At 48.1% G+C, this 17,899-nt stretch carries 13 protein-coding genes; 7 read left to right on the top strand and 6 right to left on the bottom strand.

What is annotated here, in order from left to right; genetic code table 11:
• Positions 1-101: 101 nt before the first annotated feature.
• Together OS145_RS09910 and argE are read right to left on the bottom strand one after the other, a co-directional pair.
• On the bottom strand, positions 102-1,727 hold the full coding sequence (locus tag OS145_RS09910) for a methyl-accepting chemotaxis protein (RefSeq protein WP_006956279.1): 1,626 nt from the start codon (positions 1,725-1,727) through the stop codon (positions 102-104).
• A gap of 49 nt (positions 1,728-1,776) precedes the next feature.
• Entirely contained in the window at positions 1,777-2,937 is a 1,161-nt protein-coding gene (gene argE, locus OS145_RS09905) for an acetylornithine deacetylase (protein ID WP_006956278.1), read from the bottom strand.
• 92 nt (positions 2,938-3,029) lie between these two features.
• Here argE and argC point away from each other — a divergent pair, with 92 nt between their 5' ends.
• From argC to OS145_RS09870, 7 genes are all read left to right on the top strand, one after another.
• Positions 3,030-4,067, top strand: coding sequence for an N-acetyl-gamma-glutamyl-phosphate reductase (argC, locus tag OS145_RS09900; RefSeq protein WP_006956277.1), 1,038 nt, complete (start codon positions 3,030-3,032; stop codon positions 4,065-4,067).
• Positions 4,064-4,807, top strand: a complete 744-nt coding sequence (gene argB, locus OS145_RS09895) for an acetylglutamate kinase (RefSeq protein WP_006956276.1) — start codon at positions 4,064-4,066, stop codon at positions 4,805-4,807. Before argC ends, argB begins: the two co-directional genes overlap by 4 nt.
• A gap of 22 nt (positions 4,808-4,829) precedes the next feature.
• Positions 4,830-5,762, top strand: coding sequence for an ornithine carbamoyltransferase (locus tag OS145_RS09890; protein ID WP_006956275.1), 933 nt, complete (start codon positions 4,830-4,832; stop codon positions 5,760-5,762).
• A 10-nt stretch (positions 5,763-5,772) separates the two neighbouring features.
• Positions 5,773-6,975 (top strand): argininosuccinate synthase, encoded by a 1,203-nt coding sequence (locus OS145_RS09885; protein WP_006956274.1) that lies wholly within the window; start codon positions 5,773-5,775, stop codon positions 6,973-6,975.
• A 9-nt stretch (positions 6,976-6,984) separates the two neighbouring features.
• Entirely contained in the window at positions 6,985-8,814 is a 1,830-nt protein-coding gene (argH, locus tag OS145_RS09880) for an argininosuccinate lyase (protein ID WP_006956273.1), read from the top strand.
• A gap of 156 nt (positions 8,815-8,970) precedes the next feature.
• Positions 8,971-11,727: a beta-helix domain-containing protein gene (locus tag OS145_RS09875; protein ID WP_006956272.1), complete on the top strand. Its 2,757-nt coding sequence runs from the start codon at positions 8,971-8,973 to the stop codon at positions 11,725-11,727.
• Between the two features lie 91 nt (positions 11,728-11,818).
• Positions 11,819-14,485 (top strand): TonB-dependent receptor domain-containing protein, encoded by a 2,667-nt coding sequence (locus OS145_RS09870; RefSeq protein ID WP_006956271.1) that lies wholly within the window; start codon positions 11,819-11,821, stop codon positions 14,483-14,485.
• A gap of 29 nt (positions 14,486-14,514) precedes the next feature.
• Here the strand turns inward: OS145_RS09870 and OS145_RS09865 are convergent, their stop codons facing one another.
• The 4 genes from OS145_RS09865 to OS145_RS09850 form a co-directional block, all read right to left on the bottom strand.
• Positions 14,515-15,438, bottom strand: a complete 924-nt coding sequence (locus tag OS145_RS09865) for a mechanosensitive ion channel family protein (protein ID WP_006956270.1) — start codon at positions 15,436-15,438, stop codon at positions 14,515-14,517.
• Positions 15,439-15,450: 12 nt separating this feature from the next.
• On the bottom strand, positions 15,451-16,068 hold the full coding sequence (locus OS145_RS09860; protein ID WP_006956269.1) for a glutathione S-transferase family protein: 618 nt from the start codon (positions 16,066-16,068) through the stop codon (positions 15,451-15,453).
• 24 nt (positions 16,069-16,092) lie between these two features.
• Positions 16,093-16,737: a DUF1707 SHOCT-like domain-containing protein gene (locus OS145_RS09855; protein ID WP_006956268.1), complete on the bottom strand. Its 645-nt coding sequence runs from the start codon at positions 16,735-16,737 to the stop codon at positions 16,093-16,095.
• 137 nt (positions 16,738-16,874) lie between these two features.
• On the bottom strand, positions 16,875-17,882 hold the full coding sequence (locus OS145_RS09850; RefSeq protein WP_006956267.1) for a DUF2339 domain-containing protein: 1,008 nt from the start codon (positions 17,880-17,882) through the stop codon (positions 16,875-16,877).
• Positions 17,883-17,899 lie beyond the last annotated feature (17 nt).

The raw sequence follows: 17,899 nt of genomic DNA, 5'->3' as shown, positions 1-17,899 counted from the left end.
AATTTATACGGATGATGGCGGCTATTTTCTATACTTATTTTACTTATGGTCTCTAGGCGATTAAAAATTGTGCGGGGACATGCATCCCCGCACATTGAGTCTTACACTTTGAAGCGCTCGACTAAGTTGTTTAGATCCACTGCTAAGCGTGATAACTCTTGGCTTGAAGCGCTGGTTTGCTCAGCGCCTGAGGCTGTCGAGTTGGACAGGTCGCGGATACTAACTAGGTTTCTATCGACATCGCGTGCTACGTTGGCTTGTTCCTCCGCAGCGCTAGCGATTGACGTGTTATGCGTATTAATTTCGCTAACCGCTGTTGCAATCTGTTTTAATGCATCACCGGCTTCACGCGCAATATCCAAAGTTCGAGAGGCGCGCTCTAAACTCTGTTTCATGGTATTCACAGAACGGTCGCTAGAATCATTAATTGCGGCGACCATGTCTTCGATCTCAACCGTTGATTGCTGAGTTTTGTGAGCTAGTGAGCGTACTTCATCTGCAACCACTGCAAAGCCACGACCGGACTCGCCCGCACGCGCGGCTTCTATCGCTGCGTTGAGTGCCAGCAAGTTGGTTTGCTCAGCAATACCGCGGATAACTTCCAGCACCTTAGTAATGCCTTTAACCTTTTCGGCAAGCTCAGTGACATTATTCGATGAGTCGCCAATTTCTTGGGATAACTCTTCAATCGCTGTAACGGTCTTGATAACACGGTCGTTACCAAACTGAGCACGTTCGTCGGCAGCATCGGATGCTTCCGAGGCACTCTGTGCATCGTGCGCTACATTCTCAACGGCAGTGGTTAACTCGTTAACCGCAGTGGCTGCTTGTTCGAGCTCTTCTGTTTGTTGCTGAATGGTTCGGCTACTGTCATCGGTCACCGAGCTGAGCTCTTCCGAGGTTGAGGCCAACTGCTGAGATGACTGCGCAATTTGGCCCATTGAGTCACGTAGCTCACGCTGCGTCTCGATAAGTTGGCGAAGTAGTTGTGCCGGCTCATCAGAGCCCTGAACAGAGATATGCTGTGTTAGATCGCGTTGGGCGATAGTCTCGGCAAATTTAACCGCGCCGCGCAGCGGGGTGACAATACTGCGTGTGAGTAAGAAAGCGAATACAGTCACTAAAATAAGAGCAATGATAATAGCGGTGATGACGCCGACCTGGGCCATTGACGCAATACTCTTTGCGCGATCTGAAACGCTTCTTACCTGCGCCATTTCTTCTGCTAAAAGCTTGTCGAGTACTGTCGATATCTTGTTGGTTAGAGGTAGTATCGTTGTTTCTCGTAGTGAGGCGATGGGCTCCGCTAGTTTAGCATTAACCAACTTAAGAAATTGTTTGTCATCCGCCCAATACTCATCAAGTAAAGCGCTGAGACGTTTAAATTTGTCGCGCTCACTGCTATCGTTGATGAGCTTTTGATATTCACCTAAATTGCGCTTTAAGCTATCTTTTGCGTCGCTATATTTTGCGAGATAGGCTTGCAACCGGTCTGCGTCGTTCAAATAGGTTGCAACATTAGCTGCGTGAACACGCACGCGAAGGAACTCGCGATCGAGATCGTTTACATTATCAATAGCTGGCATTTGCTCATCTGTAATAAAATCAAGCTGTGTCACAACGCCATCAAGTCGCATCAATGCGAAAACGCCGAGCCCCAAAACGATTGCACCTAACAATCCGAAGGTAGCGGCTAATCTCGTTCCAATCGAGAAATTTCTAAACATACGTCCCTCTAATTTTTATCTATATAACCTAACTGTTTAAAACACCCTCTTATCGGCTTATGTCGTCAAAACATAAACCCTTTATCAGTCGACGAAACTGGGCTGCTGTGGTTTTTATGTCATCGAGCTCTAAATACTCATTGGGCTGATGTGCCTGTTTAATAGAGCCTGGACCCATGACCAGTGTTTGGCATCCGAGCTGCTGTAAGAACGGCGCTTCGGTACAGTAATTCACTGCCTGCGCTGATGAACCCGCGATACGTTCAGCCAATGCCACCAAGGCCCCATCCGGAGCCTGCTCAAAACCTGCGATAGGTTCATGCATTGCAATGAGTTCGACTGCGTTGGGGTATTTTAACATAACGGGTTTCAACAATTGATTCAGGTCACCGTACAAATCGGTGATACTCATCCCGGGTAACGGTCTAATATCCAACTGAAGCTCGCAACAGCCACAAATTCGGTTGGCGTTGTCGCCACCGTGTATCGAGCCAAAATTCATTGTTGGATAATGAATGTCAAACAGCTTGTTTGAATATTTATGCGAAATAATTTGTTTAAACGACAGTAGCTTTTCAATAACTTCATGCATCACTTCAATCGCATTCAAACCCAGGCTTGGATCAGAGCTGTGACCGGTTCGCCCGATGACCTTAATGGATTCGGTTATATGGCCTTTGTGGGCGCGTATTGGCTGCATTTCAGTCGGCTCACCAATAATACAAAAATCAGGTTTGAGATTGGTAAATTGGTCAACTTGGCGAGCACCTGCCATGGTGGTTTCTTCGTCCGCAGTCGCGAGTATCATGATCGGCTTAGTTTGATATTGCGCGGGTAGCTGCTTTAATTCTTCAATGATGAAAGCAAAGAAGCCTTTCATATCAATCGAGCCCAAGCCATACCAACGATTATCTTTCTCTGTCAGTTTAAACGGATCGAATTGCCACCGTTGCTGGTCATAGGGAACCGTGTCCGTATGTCCAGATAACAATAGGCCGCCACTGCCGTGGCCGCGTTTAGCCAGTAAATTAAATTTACTAGGATTACTTGTCAGAGGTTGAATTTCGACATCGAAATCCAATTGTTCCAACCAATCCGCCAGTAACTCGATAACTGCTTTATTGGAATGATCCCAGCTTGGGTCGAGGGAGCTGATCGATGGGCGGGCTATCAGCGCTTGATACATTTTAAAAAAGGATGGAATCGACATAGATAATTATCCATAAAAGTTGCATAAATATATTTATTCAGTTAGTCTGCATACAAATTCAGCCAGATGCAAATAAGTAAGCAGACTTTGAGATGGAAAGAAAGCAGTCAGCAAAAAAATATTCACTCCAGAATGTGGTGGTCATCGGTGCCAGTGGTTACGCGGGCGCCGAGTTGGTGTCATTGTTAAATGATCACCGGCTTGTTGGCGAGCTGACGCTATATGTATCTGAGCAGAGTCATGATCGTGATAAGTTTATTGCTCAGCTTTACCCACGTTTTAAGGGGCGTGTTGATCTACCTTTACTCGGTTTGCCTGTAGGTACGGTTACGGATGCTTTGGCTAATGCCGATGCCGTGTTCTTATGTACCTCGCACGAAGTGAGCTGCCAATGGTATGCCCAGCTGAGTCAGTTAACGGCAACCGTGTTTGACTTGTCAGGCGGCTTCCGGTTGCCCACTGCAGATTTATATCCGCGCTTTTATGGCTTTGAACACCCAGCAACTGAGGCATTAGCCAAAGCAGTCTATGGATTAGCGGAATGGCTAGATGAAGAGTTTGATAATGCCCGCTGGATAGCCGTGCCGGGTTGTTATCCCACCGCTAGCCTGCTGGCGCTCAAACCGCTTGCAGTGTTTAACCACCAAATAAATCATACCGTCATTAACGCGGTGTCAGGCGTGACCGGCGCGGGTCGTTCCGTAAGCCTCAAAACCCAAGCCGCCGAGTTATCGCTACAAGGCTACAAGGCTGGTGTTCACCGTCATCAGCCAGAAATTGATTACTACAGTGGACTGAATACGCTGTTTTTGCCTCACTTAGGTGACTTTAAGCGGGGCATACTTGCGACTATTACTATCTACTTCAATGAGGCACCCTCTCAGGCGCAATTAAAAACAGTTTTCGACGTGTATCAAGCCAGCGCCCTCGTTCACATAGCCGAGGGTGAATACCCGGCACTGAACGATGTGGTTAATAGCGGCCGGTGTCATATCGGCTGGCATTTGAATGGCAACGCGTTGGTGATCTTCAGTGCCATTGATAACTTACTCAAAGGCGCTGCTAGTCAGGCTCTGCAATGCTTCAACTTAAAGTTGGGTTTACCGAGTGAGGAGGGCGTACCGCTATGAATGTCATCAAACTCGGTGGGCGTGTACTTGATGATCCGCAAGGTTTAACGACGCTGTTTCAACATATTGCTCAGCAACAAAACTTAGAGCCCACGCTTATCGTTCATGGCGGTGGCCAGCAGGTTGACGACTTGTTTGCCAAGTTGAATCTGTCAGTTGTTAAGTATCACGGTTTACGTGTGAGTATGGCAGAGCAAATGCCGCTGATTGTGGGGGCACTCGCCGGCACCGTTAATAAGCAGCTACTGGGCATGGCAATTAAACAAACACTCAAGCCGGTCGGGCTAACGTTATTTGAAACGGGTTTGCGCGTCCAACAAGGGCAGCCCGAATTGGGTATGACGGGTCATTGTATTGAGCCCTTTGAAGTGAGTGAGTTATTACTGACGTTATTAGAGCAGAAGCACCTACCTATCGTGAGCTGTGTCGGATTTGATAGCCGAGGCCAGTGGCTTAATGTAAACGCTGATGAGGCGGCAGCGGGACTCGCTAAAGCGCTTTCCGCGACCCTTACCTTTGTCAGCGATGTACCTGCGGTGCTTGACGACCAACAACAACCTATCGCGCAACTCGATAGTGACAGTATCGAACAGCTTATCCAGTCGGGCACTCTCATGGGTGGCATGCGACTCAAAGTTGAGCAGGCGCTAAACGTTGCTCAATTCCTACAAAAACAAGTGCGAATCTGCGGGTGTTCGTGCGACACCCGTCATCACTCCGGCACATTGATTAATCCTTAGTTTTTTAATATTTGAGATTCGTATGAACACACATTTTTTAACGGGTAATGAGCTTACCCAAAGCCAACTAATACAGTTGATAGATACGGCTATTGAGCAAAAGTCACAGCCGCAAAAATTTACTCAGAGTCTAGCTGGAAAAAGCATCGTGACGTTGTTTGAGAAGCCTAGTTTGCGCACACGACTATCGCTTGATGTGGGTATCCAACGCTTAGGTGGCCATTGCGTTTACCTCGACGAGCAAAACGGCCAACTCGGGCAACGCGAAACCATCGCGGATTACGCAAAAAACCTGTCATGTTGGTGCGATGCTATTGTGGCACGCGTGAATCATCATGCAACCTTACAAGAGTTGGCTAAGCATGCCTCTGTGCCGGTGATTAATAGCCTTTGCGATCAGTTTCATCCCTGCCAAGCCTTAGCTGACAGTCTTACATTGGTCGAGCATTATGGTGATGTGAGTGGTAAAGCGTTGAGCTACTGGGGAGACGGTAACAACGTGGCGCGTTCGCTGGCACTTTATGGTTGTCTACTCGGCATGCATGTCACTTTAGTAACCCCTGCCGGTCATGGTCTCAGCGCGACGGATATTGATCAACTTAATCAAGCCGGGATCGGTTCCGTTAAGCAGGTTCATGATCCTGAGGCCTGTGTGCAGAGCGATGTTGTTTATACCGATACGTGGGTTTCGATGGGACAACAGCAAAGTCTTGATGAGGTTAAAGCCACCTTTATGCCTTATCAGGTGAACGCCGCCCTCATTAAACGGCTCGGAGCGAATGCCGTGATGCATTGCCAACCCGCCCATCGTGATTACGAAATCACTTCTGAAGTGATGGATAGCGACGATTCACTGTGTCTTAAGCAGGCAGAAAATCGGCTATTTGCACAAAATGCGCTGCTTCATCTTTTACTTAACCCTAAAAACACACTGACCCTGCAACACGCGAGCTAAGGAGCAAACAATGAACAAAGTAGTATTGGCTTATTCTGGTGGTTTAGATACATCTGTCATTGTGCCTTGGTTGCGTGAAAACTACGGCTGTGAGGTGGTGGCGTTTGTCGCAGACGTAGGGCAGGGGGCAGAAGAACTCGAAGGCGTGGAAGCAAAAGCAAAAGCCTCCGGCGCTAGCGAGTGTCATATTGTTGATCTTAAAGATGAGTTTGCAGCCGATTACATTTATCCAAGCCTGAAAACCGGTGCCGTCTACGAGCAGAGCTATTTACTTGGCACGGCGATGGCTCGTCCGGTAATCGCCAAAGCGCAAGTAGAATTGGCACGTAAAGTCAATGCGGATGCCTTAGCGCATGGTTGTACTGGCAAAGGTAATGACCAGATCCGCTTTGAGTCTTGCTACGCCGCGCTGGCGCCTGAACTGACGGTGATTGCGCCTTGGCGAGAGTGGGACTTAAGTAGTCGGGAGAGCTTACTTGCTTATCTTGCAGAGCGTAATATTCCCTGCTCTGCGTCACTCAAGAAAATCTATAGTCGCGATGCCAACGCGTGGCATATCTCACATGAGGGAGGTGAGCTTGAAGATCCTTGGTGTGAACCGAGTGATGAAGTCTGGACATTGACTTGCTCACCTGAACAAGCACCCGATGAACCTGAGTATATCAGTCTAGCGATTGAGCAAGGCGCTGTGGTGAGTGTTAATGGTGAAGCGTTGTCGCCTCTGAAATGCCTCGAACAACTGAACAAACTAGGTGCGAAACATGGTATTGGTCGCGTTGATATTGTCGAGAATCGTCTAGTGGGTATGAAAAGCCGTGGCTGTTATGAAACGCCGGGGGGGACCATCATGATGTACGCTTTACGTGGCATTGATGAGTTGGTGCTTGATAAAATGACGCGCTCATGGAAAACACAGTTAAGCGAGCAATTTGCGCAGTTGCTTTACGATGGGCGTTGGTTTACCCCTAACCAAGCATCGGTGTTAGCCGCCGCCGAAAGTCTGAACCAAGTGGCAACCGGTGAAGTCGTGATTAAGCTCTATAAAGGTAATGTTACTGTCACGCAAAAGTGTTCTCCTTATTCTCTTTACAGCGAGGCGTTTGCCACCTTCGGTGCCGATAATGTTTATGACCAAAAGCATGCCGCAGGCTTTATTCGCCTCTATTCACTGTCGAGCCGTATCCGCGCGTTAAAACAAACGGCAAAAGTGTAGGAGGCGAATATGACCAAGGGACTTTGGGGAGGCCGGTTTAGTGCGCCTCCCAGCCAAGCCTTTCAGCAGTTTAATGACTCGCTGCCATTTGACTGTGTACTACTTGAGTTTGATATTCGGGGCAGTATTGCTTGGGCGCAATCGCTGCAACAGGTGGGCGTTTTAACGACCGATGAGTACAGCCATATACAGCATGCATTGCATGACATTTTACAACACTGGAGTGGGTGCTTAGGTGATGTCGCGGTGGCGGGTGATGAGGACATTCACGCCTTTATTGAACGTCAGCTGATCGAACGCATTGGCGATCTGGGTAAAAAACTGCATACAGGTCGTAGCCGTAATGACCAAGTCGCCACCGATATTCGACTGTGGTGCCGAGCGCAGGTAGAGACCCAGTGGCAGCGACTCGAACAATTGATTGCAGCGCTGGCCAATTTGGCCGAGCGCGAGGCAACAACGGTGATTCCTGGATATACGCATTTGCAACGCGCACAACCGGTACTATTTTCGCATTGGTGCTTAGCCTATGTTGAGATGTTTAAGCGTGATCAGGCACGGTTAAAAGATGCGTTAGCGCGTATCAACGTGTGTCCACTCGGATCGGGCGCTCTAGCGGGTACGGCTTATCCGATCGATCGAACGGACTTAGCGCTTCGTTTGGGGTTTAGCGCGCCGGCGGCGAACAGTTTAGATGCCGTATCCGATCGCGATTTTATTGTCGAACTGCTATCGGTGGCTTCACTGTCGATGATTCACCTTTCACGCATGGCTGAAGATTTAATTTTTTATGCCAGTGGTGAAGCGGGGTTTGTTGAATTAGCCGATGATGTGAGCAGCGGCTCGTCACTGATGCCCCAGAAAAAGAATCCCGATGCGCTTGAACTTATTCGCGGCAAGTCGGGACGTGTAGTTGGCGCGCAAGTGGGACTGTTGATGACATTGAAAGCACTCCCGTTGGCGTACAACAAAGACATGCAAGAAGACAAAGAGGGCTTGTTTGCCAGCTATACCCAGTGGGGAGCCTCTATCGATATTGCACAGCAATGCGTGAACGGCCTCACTGTCAATCAGCCAAGGGCGCTAAAAGCAGCGAAGGGCGGCTATTCAAATGCGACTGAGCTTGCTGATTATTTGGTTAGCAAAGGCGTTCCATTTCGTACCGCGCATGAAGTGGTAGGGGAATGCGTGCAGTTAGCGCTTCAGCACCAGCAACCGCTCGAAGATTTGCCTCTCAGTACTTTGCAAGCAGTGCATTCGGTGATTATGCCTGACGTTTATGAATGGTTGAGCATTGAAGCGCTATTGGCAAAACGAAATGCACTCGGGGGCACCAGCATTGAACAGACACAAGCTGCGCTTAAGAAGCTTCAGCAAGGTCTGCGTATTAAGGTTCGTGATGCTACGCTGGATGATATTGATGCGATTGTCGGCTTGGTCGGTCATTGGGCGGGTGCCGGCGAAAACCTGCCACGAGCCAAAGATGATATTGTGCACTCAATCAATGAATTTGCCGTGTCTGAAGTCGATGGCAAAGTCACTGGGTGTGCTTCGCTCTATATCTATACCACGGGCTTAGCTGAGATACGTTCGTTGGGAGTCAATCCACAAAGCCAGGTGCGAGGTCAAGGTCGTATGTTGGTTGAGCATTTGTGTCAGAAAGCGCGTCAGATCCGATTAAAGCGCGTGATTGTGTTGACCCGTGTGCCTGACTTTTTTAAGCAGCAAGGCTTTACGCTGTGCGATAAAGCACAGTTACCAGAAAAGGTAATGAAAGACTGTGAGTTGTGCCCTAAGAAACACTGTTGCGATGAAATTGCGATGGAATATGGGCTGTAAAAGCAGCCCATTAACTTAACTTCGTACATTGCAGTTGAGTTACTCTAATATGAAGATTTGATGACAGCTTGCAATTGTCACAAATTTGTCACGCTAGCTCCCTACCATTCTCCTCGACTTTTAACCTATGGATAACATCCAAGTCGGGAGAACCCAATGAATCTGAATTCTTTGTTCAAAGCATCTGCGATCGCAGCAGCGTTAGCGCTTGCTGGTTGCGGTGGCGACATCAATATCAATTCGGGTGCTGAAGTACAGCAGCCAGATAATGGTGGTGACAATGGTGGTAACAACGGCGGTGATACGGGCGCTGACTTGCCAGGTACAGCCAGTGGTTCACTATCGTTAGCAGCGTCAGAAGCGCTCGGCGAAGAAGTACAAGTTCAAGTCATCTCAGGACGCATTACCGCTGACACAACCTTAGTGAACAGCAAAAGTGATGGCACAACAGTTATGTATGCTATCGACGGACCTACCTTTGTCGGTGGTGACAACGCGAATTCAGCAACATTGACCATTGAGCCGGGTACTGTGGTATTTGGTCGTCAGGGTAATGATTACTTGGTTGTAAGCCGCGGCTCAAAAATCATGGCAGACGGCACCTCTGATGCGCCCATTATCTTTACATCATCACAAGATGTGGTGGGCGAAGAAACAGGCGCTGGCCAATGGGGCGGCTTGGTTATCTTAGGTAATGCATCAAGCAACAAATGCCCAGCAGATGGCTCCGACTGCGCATTGCAAGTTGAAGGTGCTGAAGAGGGCGCAGTGTTTGGCGGCTCTCAAGACGATGATAACTCAGGCACGTTACGCTACGTGGTTGTTAAACACGCAGGTTTCGAAATCGCGCCTGACAATGAATTGAACGGTATCACATTTGGTGGCGTAGGTTCTGGCACGACGGTTGACTACTTACAAGTGCACGGTAACGCGGACGACGGTATCGAAATGTTCGGTGGTACGGTCAACTTTAAGCACGTTGTATTAACCAGCATGCAAGATGACAGCATCGATTGGGACAACGGCTATCGTGGTAAAATGCAATACGTTTACGTTGAGCAAGATCCGAACGGTGGCGACGCTAACCGTGGTATCGAAGCAGACAATGATGGCAGTAACCCTGCGGCAACGCCGATGTCTAACCCGACTATCGCGAACTTAACCATTATCGGTAATAACTTCAAAGGTGAAGACTCTTCGGAAGGTATTTATTTACGCGAGGGTACCGGTGCACAGTTTTACAATGTTGTGGTGACAGGTCCTTCGGAAATGGGTGAATGCTTTGAAGTTGAAGGTAGCCCACAATCTCAGACCAATCTAGGTGACGGCACTATCACCATGGAAAACTCTTTCATGGCTTGCAGCAATGGTGAGAACTTTAAGTACGGTTCAGGCGATGTAAACCTCGAAGATTGGTTCCTAAATCAGCAATCGAACAACCAAGTCAGCACTTCAATCATGCTAGGTGCTAACGGTCAGCCCATGGCAAACTCTCCGTTATTAGGTGCAGGTCAAGACGTTGCGAACACCGTTGATGGTAGCTTCTTTGAGTCAGTTGATTTTGTTGGTGCGGTTCCGGGTGACAGCGATTGGCGTCAAGGCTGGGCATTTGGTTTTGGCGGCGGTGAAGTCACTGCGGGCGGTTCAGAAGCGCCTGTAGCAGGTTGTCCAGCAGGCACCGAAGCGATTACCCCAGTAGATGGATCTACCACAACTTGTCAGCTAGCGGGCTCTTACACGGACGATTTAACACTGAGCGCGGACAATATTTATGCATTGAGCGGACCGGTTTTCATCGGTGGTGACAATGCGAACTCAATGACGTTGACTATTGAGCCGGGTACAACCGTTTATGGACGTACTGGTGGCGATTACTTAGTGATCAGCCGTGGTTCAGACATTATGGCGGAAGGTACGGTTGAACAGCCTATCACGTTTACTTCCGCAGCTTACGTTGAGACTGGCGAAGGTCAGCCGGGTCAGTGGGGCGGCTTAGTTATCTTGGGTAACGCACCGAGTAACAAATGCCCATCTGATGGTTCTGACTGTGCATTGCAAGTTGAAGGCGCGGCAGAAGGTGCTGTATTCGGTGGTACTGATGCGACCGATAGTTCAGGTACCTTGCAGTATGTACGTGTCATGAACGGTGGTTTTGAAATCGCACCGGATAACGAACTTAACGGTATTACGTTCGGCGGTGTTGGCTCAGGAACCAAGGTGGAATACCTCCAAGTTCATAACAACTCAGATGATGGCATCGAAATGTTCGGCGGTGCGGTTAACTTCAAGTATGTTGTTTTAACCAACATGCAAGATGACAGTATCGATTGGGACAATGGGTACCAAGGCAAGATGCAATATGTATTGGTCCGCCAAAACCCTGACAACTCAGATGCAAACCGTGGTATCGAAGCTGACAACGATGGTAGCAATCCGGCTGTAACGCCAATGTCGAACCCAACCATTGCGAACTTAACCATCATTGGAAACACGTTCCAAGGCGAGGACTCTTCAGAGGGTATCTACTTGCGCGAAGGTACTAAAGCAACGTTCTATAACACGATCGTTTCAGGTCCTGCGGGCATGGGCGAATGTTTAGAAGTTGAGAGTAGCCCGGTCAGCCAGCAGCACTTACAAGATGGTGGCATTGCAATGACTCACTCAGTCATGGCGTGTGACAACGGTGAAAACTTTAAATTTGGCGCAACTGACGTCAATTTGGAAACTTGGTTCACAGGTCAAGCAGGTAATAGCATTGCCGCAGCAGGCGATACTTTGAACGGTGTCTTCAGCATTACAGACGCAACTGCAGCAGACCTCAGCGGCGATACATTCTTCGACAACGCGACATTCGTTGGAGCAGTTGAAGAAGGTAACGATTGGACTGCAGGTTGGACTGTAGGATTAGAGTAACCCCTTAAGTAGCATAAAGTGCTCTTTAAAAGCCGTGAGGTGACCTTAGGGACACCTCCGGCTTCCATAGTAACAAGAGGTAGCTAATATCATGCGTGCCAACCGATTCCCTCTGGCAAATATTTCTCTCGCAGTGCTTGCCTGCTTGGCAACACCTGCGGCACTCGCTTGGCAAGACGCCGAGCAAACCGAAGCTGAAGCAGAGCAGCAGGCAAGCAACCCTGAGCAAGTCATCGAGGAAGTGGTTACCACAGGTACTCGTTTACAGGGCAGTGCCGCAGCGGTAGTTCAAGAGCGTAAAGAACAGGCGTTCGTGGCCGATATCATGGGTGCTGACCAGATTTCGCGTACCGGTGATACTGATGCCGCTGCTGCGCTTCGTCGTATTACAGGTCTTACACTGGTCGACGGTAAATTTATATATGTACGTGGCTTAGGTGAGCGTTACTCGAGTACGCAACTTAACGGCATGTCCGTACCGAGCCCTGATCCAACCCGAGCCGTTATTCCACTCGATTTATTCCCCTCGGATATTATCGAAAGTTTAGCTGTTCAAAAGTCGTATTCAGCATCAATGCCGGCTAACTTTGGTGGCGGTAATGTTGATATCCGCCTGAAGTCTGCCCCCACGCAAGAAGTTTTTAATGGCTCGATTAAAGTGGGCGGCAACTCAGAAAATTTCGATGACTCATATTGGTATGATGGCGGGAGTTCATGGAAGGGTAAAGATGACGGAACTCGTGCAGCACCACAAATGTTGCAAGCGTTGTGGGGACAACGCACATTCCTTGATGAAATTAGCATCGAAGATAATCGGGATGTGGCGTTGGCACTGAACCGAGATTATGACCCTCAAATGCAGTCTATTGACCCTGATTATGGTGTCAATGTGACCTACGGTAACCGTTATGATTTAACTGACAAGTGGGCGATTGGTTTTTTGACCACGGCTGCGTACCGCAATGAGTGGCAGGTTTCTGAGCAGTTTCTGGGTGAAAACTACCGCTTAAACCCTGATGACAGCTATACATTGGTTCGTGGTTGGGATGATGTGCAGTCAACCGAGCACCAAGTGACGTGGTCAGGTATGTTCACGCTGGGCATTAACTACGGCGCGAATCACAAAGTCGACTTCAGCCATGTCATTCTGAACGATACCGAGGATCGTTTACGCGAGAAATTGGGTAACAATAACAACATCAACTTCGGCTCTGACCAGCGTATTCGTGAGTTTGATGTGAATTACCAAGAGCGTCGGATGGTGGCTAACCAAATTAAAGGGATGCATACCTTTACCGACTGGAACTTCTTGGGTATTGATTGGAAGTATTCAAAGGCACGTTCAAGCCGTTATGCACCGGGTAACTTAGAGACTCGGTTTATTTTGACGGACCGTAACGAAGATGGAGTTTTTGACCGTCAAACTGAGAGTAACCTAACCAATGCGACGACGGCTGCACGTTACTCTTTTCAAGATCTCGATGATGAAGTTGAAAACTGGGGCGGCAATGTAACTCTACCAATCATGCTCGATGATTGGGATATCACCTTAAAGGCGGGCGCGGACTTTGTTCAGAAAACGCGTTTTGCCACCAACCGTCGTTTTGATATCAATACGCGTGCGTTCCCCGACTCGAGCGTTTTGCAAGGGCATCAGCTAGGCGAAATCCTTAATGATGACTTATTAGCGAATACTGAACTTAGTTTTACGCCGATATTGAACGATACGACGGTAGCGGGCGATGATTATATTTCTGCGCAAGCAATCGACGCATACTACGTTGAAGGCGACGTGTTCTTTAAAGAGAAGTGGCGTATTACGGCGGGTGTTCGTTGGGAAGACTTCCGCCAAGTTGTGGTACCACTGGTACCAACGACCGGTGAAATCGATTTACCAACCAACCCGACACCTAACGATCTAGCTGATTTAGCATTCCAAGAGGATGACTTCTATCCATCGTTGGCGTTGACTTACTTTTTAACTGACGAGCAGCAGTTACGTTTCAGCTACGGACAAACGGTAGTCCGTCCTGACTTGCGCGAAGTCTCTAGTTCAACGTACCTCGATCCGTTGACCTTGTTCCCAGTCGGCGGTACACCAGGCTTGCGGACAACGTCGATCAAGAACTATGACGCACGTTGGGAGTGGTATCAAGAAAATGGCGATACCTTGTCGTTGGGTATGTTCTATAAGGACATGACTGACCCGATTGAATCTGTTCAGTCGCCCGCGCAAGACGGTCCTCCATTAGTACGTATTGCTAACGCTGAGACCGGTGAAGTATACGGTGTCGAAATGGAGTGGTTAAAATCACTCAGCACGAACTTCTTTGTTTCGGGTAACGTTACGTTAAGTGACTCTGAAATCCAGTTGGATACTCAGAAGATTGTTGAACAAACCGGTGTATCGACGTCGATTACCAATACCGAACGTCGCTTAACGGGTCACTCAAAATGGGTGGTCAACAGTCAGCTTGGCTTTGATTCTGACAATGGTAAGCACTCTGCATCGTTGGTTTATAACGTGTTTGGTGAGCGTATTATCATTCCAGGTATCGAAGGTCGTGGCGATGCGTTTGAGCAACCTTTCCACAGTTTAGACGCGGTTTATAGTTACTATCCAGACTTCAATTCTCAGATCACGCTCAAGGTGCAAAATATCTTGAATCAAGATAAAGAGATTGAGTTTGACGATACCTTGCTTCGTTCAGAAACGCGTGGTGTTAGTTTCTCGCTAACGTATAAGCGTGAATTCTAAATACGCGGAGAGTTTTGATAAAAGCGATGCTAATTAGCATCGCTTTTTTTTGCTCGTTGAATAGAGACTTCGAGTGGTCTTAATGTATCGAGGTGCACATCCCGTTGTGGGAAGGCGATGACGATATCATTCTCGGCGAATAGTGAGTCGATCTTGTAGCGCAAGTCCGACTGCACCCGACGTAAATCCATCGGCGCACTAACCGAAGTCCAGAACAGCAAATTGAAGGTAAGGCTGTTATCACCAAAGTCTTCAAATAACACTTCGATGGGGTACTCGGTGTTAATCTTTTTATGCTCTTTCGCCGCCTCCAGCATTAAGTCACGTACCTTTTCAGCCGGTGAACCATAAGCGACACCAACACTGACATTGCTGCGGATATCTTTTGAAACCAGTGTCCAGTTCACTACGCGTTGCTCTAAAAAGTAGCTGTTTGGCACCAGTACATGAATCCCGTCAAACCGACGAATACGTACACAACGATTACCTATTTCTTCAATGCGACCTTGCTCGTTCTCAAGCTCAACGATGTCGCCAATACGAATTGGACTCTCGGTTAATAGAATAAAACCCGATATCAGGTTATTGAGCAAATTCTGCGCACCAAAACCCACACCAATGGCGAACGCGCCACCGAGTACTGCAAATATCGTAATCGGAATACCAGCTAACGGTAGAGCAAGTAAAACCAGTAACAAGTAGGCAATAAACTGAAATAGCCGACGAAAGGTAAATAGGGTGTTTTCCGACGCGCCGTTGCGCAGCAGGGCACGGTTCAGTAGTTGGCGACCTATAATGCGAACAACAATAACACCAACGATGATAATGGTCAGCGCAATGACCACTTGGCTAAAATGGATTTTTGTATCGCCGGAGGTATAAAGTGGTGTTTGCCATAGGGTAGTAAAGGCGGAGCTAAACTCCGCCCACAAACTTGATGCTTCTTCTTGCATATCAGGCTCGAATTAAACTTTAGCAGAAGCGCGTTGCTTCATCGCTTGATACCAACGGAATAAATTAGGACGGCTTTCATCAACGCGTAGATTCACGACTTTGCCAAAGTCGACTGAGCAGAACGCATTGATATCGGCGACGGTGAGCTGACCGCAGGCAATAAAATCTTTACCTTCGAGTTGATCGTTTAAAAAGTCAAAAAAGCGCTCGGCCTCTTTGATATTGTGCTCTCCCCATTCGCGGATGGGTTGCATGCGGTGCTTGAAATAGTCGGTCGTGTGCTGAAAGCCCATGCCAATTGGATAGAACAAGTAAAAATCGACCCAACGCGTCCATTGTTCAATAATGGCTTTGTCGTTGGCATTGTCGCCAAGTAGTTTAGGTGAGTCGGGATATTGGTTTTCGAAATAATGGCAAATTGCCGTGGTTTCGCAGATAAAGCTACCGTCATCGAGCTCAAGTACAGGGACTTTTTGCATGGGGTTTTTGGCTTTGAAAGAATCGCTGAGGTTTTCACCTTTTGACAAGTCAATTTCAATCCGTTCGACTTTATCTAGTAATCCCTTTTCTGCGAGAAACATGCGTACGCGACGCGGGTTAGGCGCCTTCGCCATTTCGTAGAGCTTCATTGATTAGACTCCATGTTGTTGTTTTTAGGTGGTCCAGTTACGCTTTAACTTATCAGCAAACGCAATAAAACGCTCGCGCATTGTTTGGCGTACTTTGATATCAATAGAAGAGAGTACGGAATAGCCGGAAATATGGATGTGCACTTTAGGCGCTTGTATTGGCGCCTCTAGATGATTATCGAGAGAGCTAATAATGTTAGCGACATTGCAGGTCACGCGGGCAAACTCGGGAACAAAAATTTTAATATCACCAACAAGGTCGAGTAGTTGAACATGAATTTCATCGCTCTCGAAGTGCGCATCAGTAAAGTCGATCTTGAGTGAACCCAGCACACTGTAGGCTTTAATTTTAGCCGGTACTTGCCATGCACCTTTCATGCTTTGCGACGACAGTATTGCGACAACCGAATGTTCGCTGCCAGCGAATATTTTGGTGGAGTGTGCGTCAAAACGTGCGGCTTTACTTTGCTCATACTTCGCATCAACTTGCAGGGGTAAGTCTTCTACTAAGTCGGCTAATTGCTGGTGAGCGATCGCATCAAATGCTTGGTCAAGCCGCGCCTCAAAAGCCTCTTGCGATAGTTCACCATGACTGTAATTCATAACCAGCTGGTCTATCACTTCTTCGCGAACTTTATCCAGGGGACGGTCTTCAAATTTTACAGCCATAACGGCTCCAAATGTTATTTAAATGTTTAATTGTTAAATTATGGATCGCTTAAAGCGCTTTTCAAAGCTTATTTTTACAAAATATCTACAATTTTTAACTAATAAATTAGAAAGAGCGGCTTGCGCCGCTCATTGCTTTATTGCAGTGAAGGTAACTTATTAAGTAGCGCAGGCGGCAATTTAGATACCAATGAACTGCGTAACGGATGCCAGAACACCGACACAAGTAGTAAGCCAGCACCCACGATTAAGCCCATCACCGCGCTACCTAAGTCGACCAAGCCAACGCTTGTCAGCACTTGACTGAAAATAAAAATAACGTAGGCCAATGCTGATACCATCAAGGCGCGACGATCGATAATCAGAGATACGACACTCAACACAACATAAACCACCAGTGTGGCGGCTGCTTGAGTAACGCCGATTTCAAAATCACTGCCAAGAATGACGTTAAACAAAGGATGAATCATCAGCGGCGCCGCCAGTAGATGAAGCCAAAATGCGACATCAGAACGGCGACTGGTGCGATCGACGTCCGAAGCATCCCAATACATGGCGATGCCAAAGGTGACTAAACCCCCTGTCATGATCACCAAGTCAATTAAGATACTGTCTAGCAACCAGGTGGTGCTTAGGAAAGACACGATGATACCAACCACCGTAGCGATCCCAGCCGCGAGCGTGATAGGAACACGGAACCGAAACCAATGCGCTGTTGCAACGGCACTGGCAGCAATAAATGCGACACCGCTAGCAAGGTCGGGTCTAACCGCCATGGCAAGTAATTGCATAATCACGCCACCGAAGGTACCGCCCAATGCCGTCACCAATAGCACGATCGATGGCAGCGCCATATGTCGACGGCGAGTGAAGTACTCGGACAACAACCAACTTGCCACAGCTACTAAACCGCCACCGATCAGCGGCGACATGGTATTACCAATCGTCCACAGACCTGCCAAAGCAATCACTGCGGCGATCACGACAAAAATGTCGTTAAAGCCGTGTACCAAAGGAATATACTCTTGGTCTTGATTTAGGACTCCACCGCGCTGTTGTTGAATAAAATCACGAAACGCGTTCGCCGTTTGTTTAGGCATGACACCTGCCTCGACGGCTGCGCGAATATCTTTGTCGCTGTACATTTCAACGCCCTCATTTT

This window comes from Idiomarina baltica OS145 (assembly GCF_000152885.1).
Taxonomy (GTDB): Bacteria; Pseudomonadota; Gammaproteobacteria; order Enterobacterales; family Alteromonadaceae; genus Idiomarina; species Idiomarina baltica.
This window is presented reverse-complemented; position numbering and strand designations above follow the sequence as displayed.

Excerpts from the sequence above, each read along its gene's own strand:
- OS145_RS09910 (WP_006956279.1), bottom strand. The coding sequence starts at position 1,727 with ATGTTTAGAAATTTCTCGATTGGAACGAGATTAGCCGCTACCTTCGGA.
- argE (WP_006956278.1), bottom strand. The coding sequence starts at position 2,937 with ATGTCGATTCCATCCTTTTTTAAAATGTATCAAGCGCTGATAGCCCGC.
- argC (WP_006956277.1), top strand. The coding sequence starts at position 3,030 with ATGGAAAGAAAGCAGTCAGCAAAAAAATATTCACTCCAGAATGTGGTG.
- argB (WP_006956276.1), top strand. The coding sequence starts at position 4,064 with ATGAATGTCATCAAACTCGGTGGGCGTGTACTTGATGATCCGCAAGGT.
- OS145_RS09890 (WP_006956275.1), top strand. The coding sequence starts at position 4,830 with ATGAACACACATTTTTTAACGGGTAATGAGCTTACCCAAAGCCAACTA.
- OS145_RS09885 (WP_006956274.1), top strand. The coding sequence starts at position 5,773 with ATGAACAAAGTAGTATTGGCTTATTCTGGTGGTTTAGATACATCTGTC.
- argH (WP_006956273.1), top strand. The coding sequence starts at position 6,985 with ATGACCAAGGGACTTTGGGGAGGCCGGTTTAGTGCGCCTCCCAGCCAA.
- OS145_RS09875 (WP_006956272.1), top strand. The coding sequence starts at position 8,971 with ATGAATCTGAATTCTTTGTTCAAAGCATCTGCGATCGCAGCAGCGTTA.
- OS145_RS09870 (WP_006956271.1), top strand. The coding sequence starts at position 11,819 with ATGCGTGCCAACCGATTCCCTCTGGCAAATATTTCTCTCGCAGTGCTT.
- OS145_RS09865 (WP_006956270.1), bottom strand. The coding sequence starts at position 15,438 with ATGCAAGAAGAAGCATCAAGTTTGTGGGCGGAGTTTAGCTCCGCCTTT.
- OS145_RS09860 (WP_006956269.1), bottom strand. The coding sequence starts at position 16,068 with ATGAAGCTCTACGAAATGGCGAAGGCGCCTAACCCGCGTCGCGTACGC.
- OS145_RS09855 (WP_006956268.1), bottom strand. The coding sequence starts at position 16,737 with ATGGCTGTAAAATTTGAAGACCGTCCCCTGGATAAAGTTCGCGAAGAA.
- OS145_RS09850 (WP_006956267.1), bottom strand. The coding sequence starts at position 17,882 with ATGTACAGCGACAAAGATATTCGCGCAGCCGTCGAGGCAGGTGTCATG.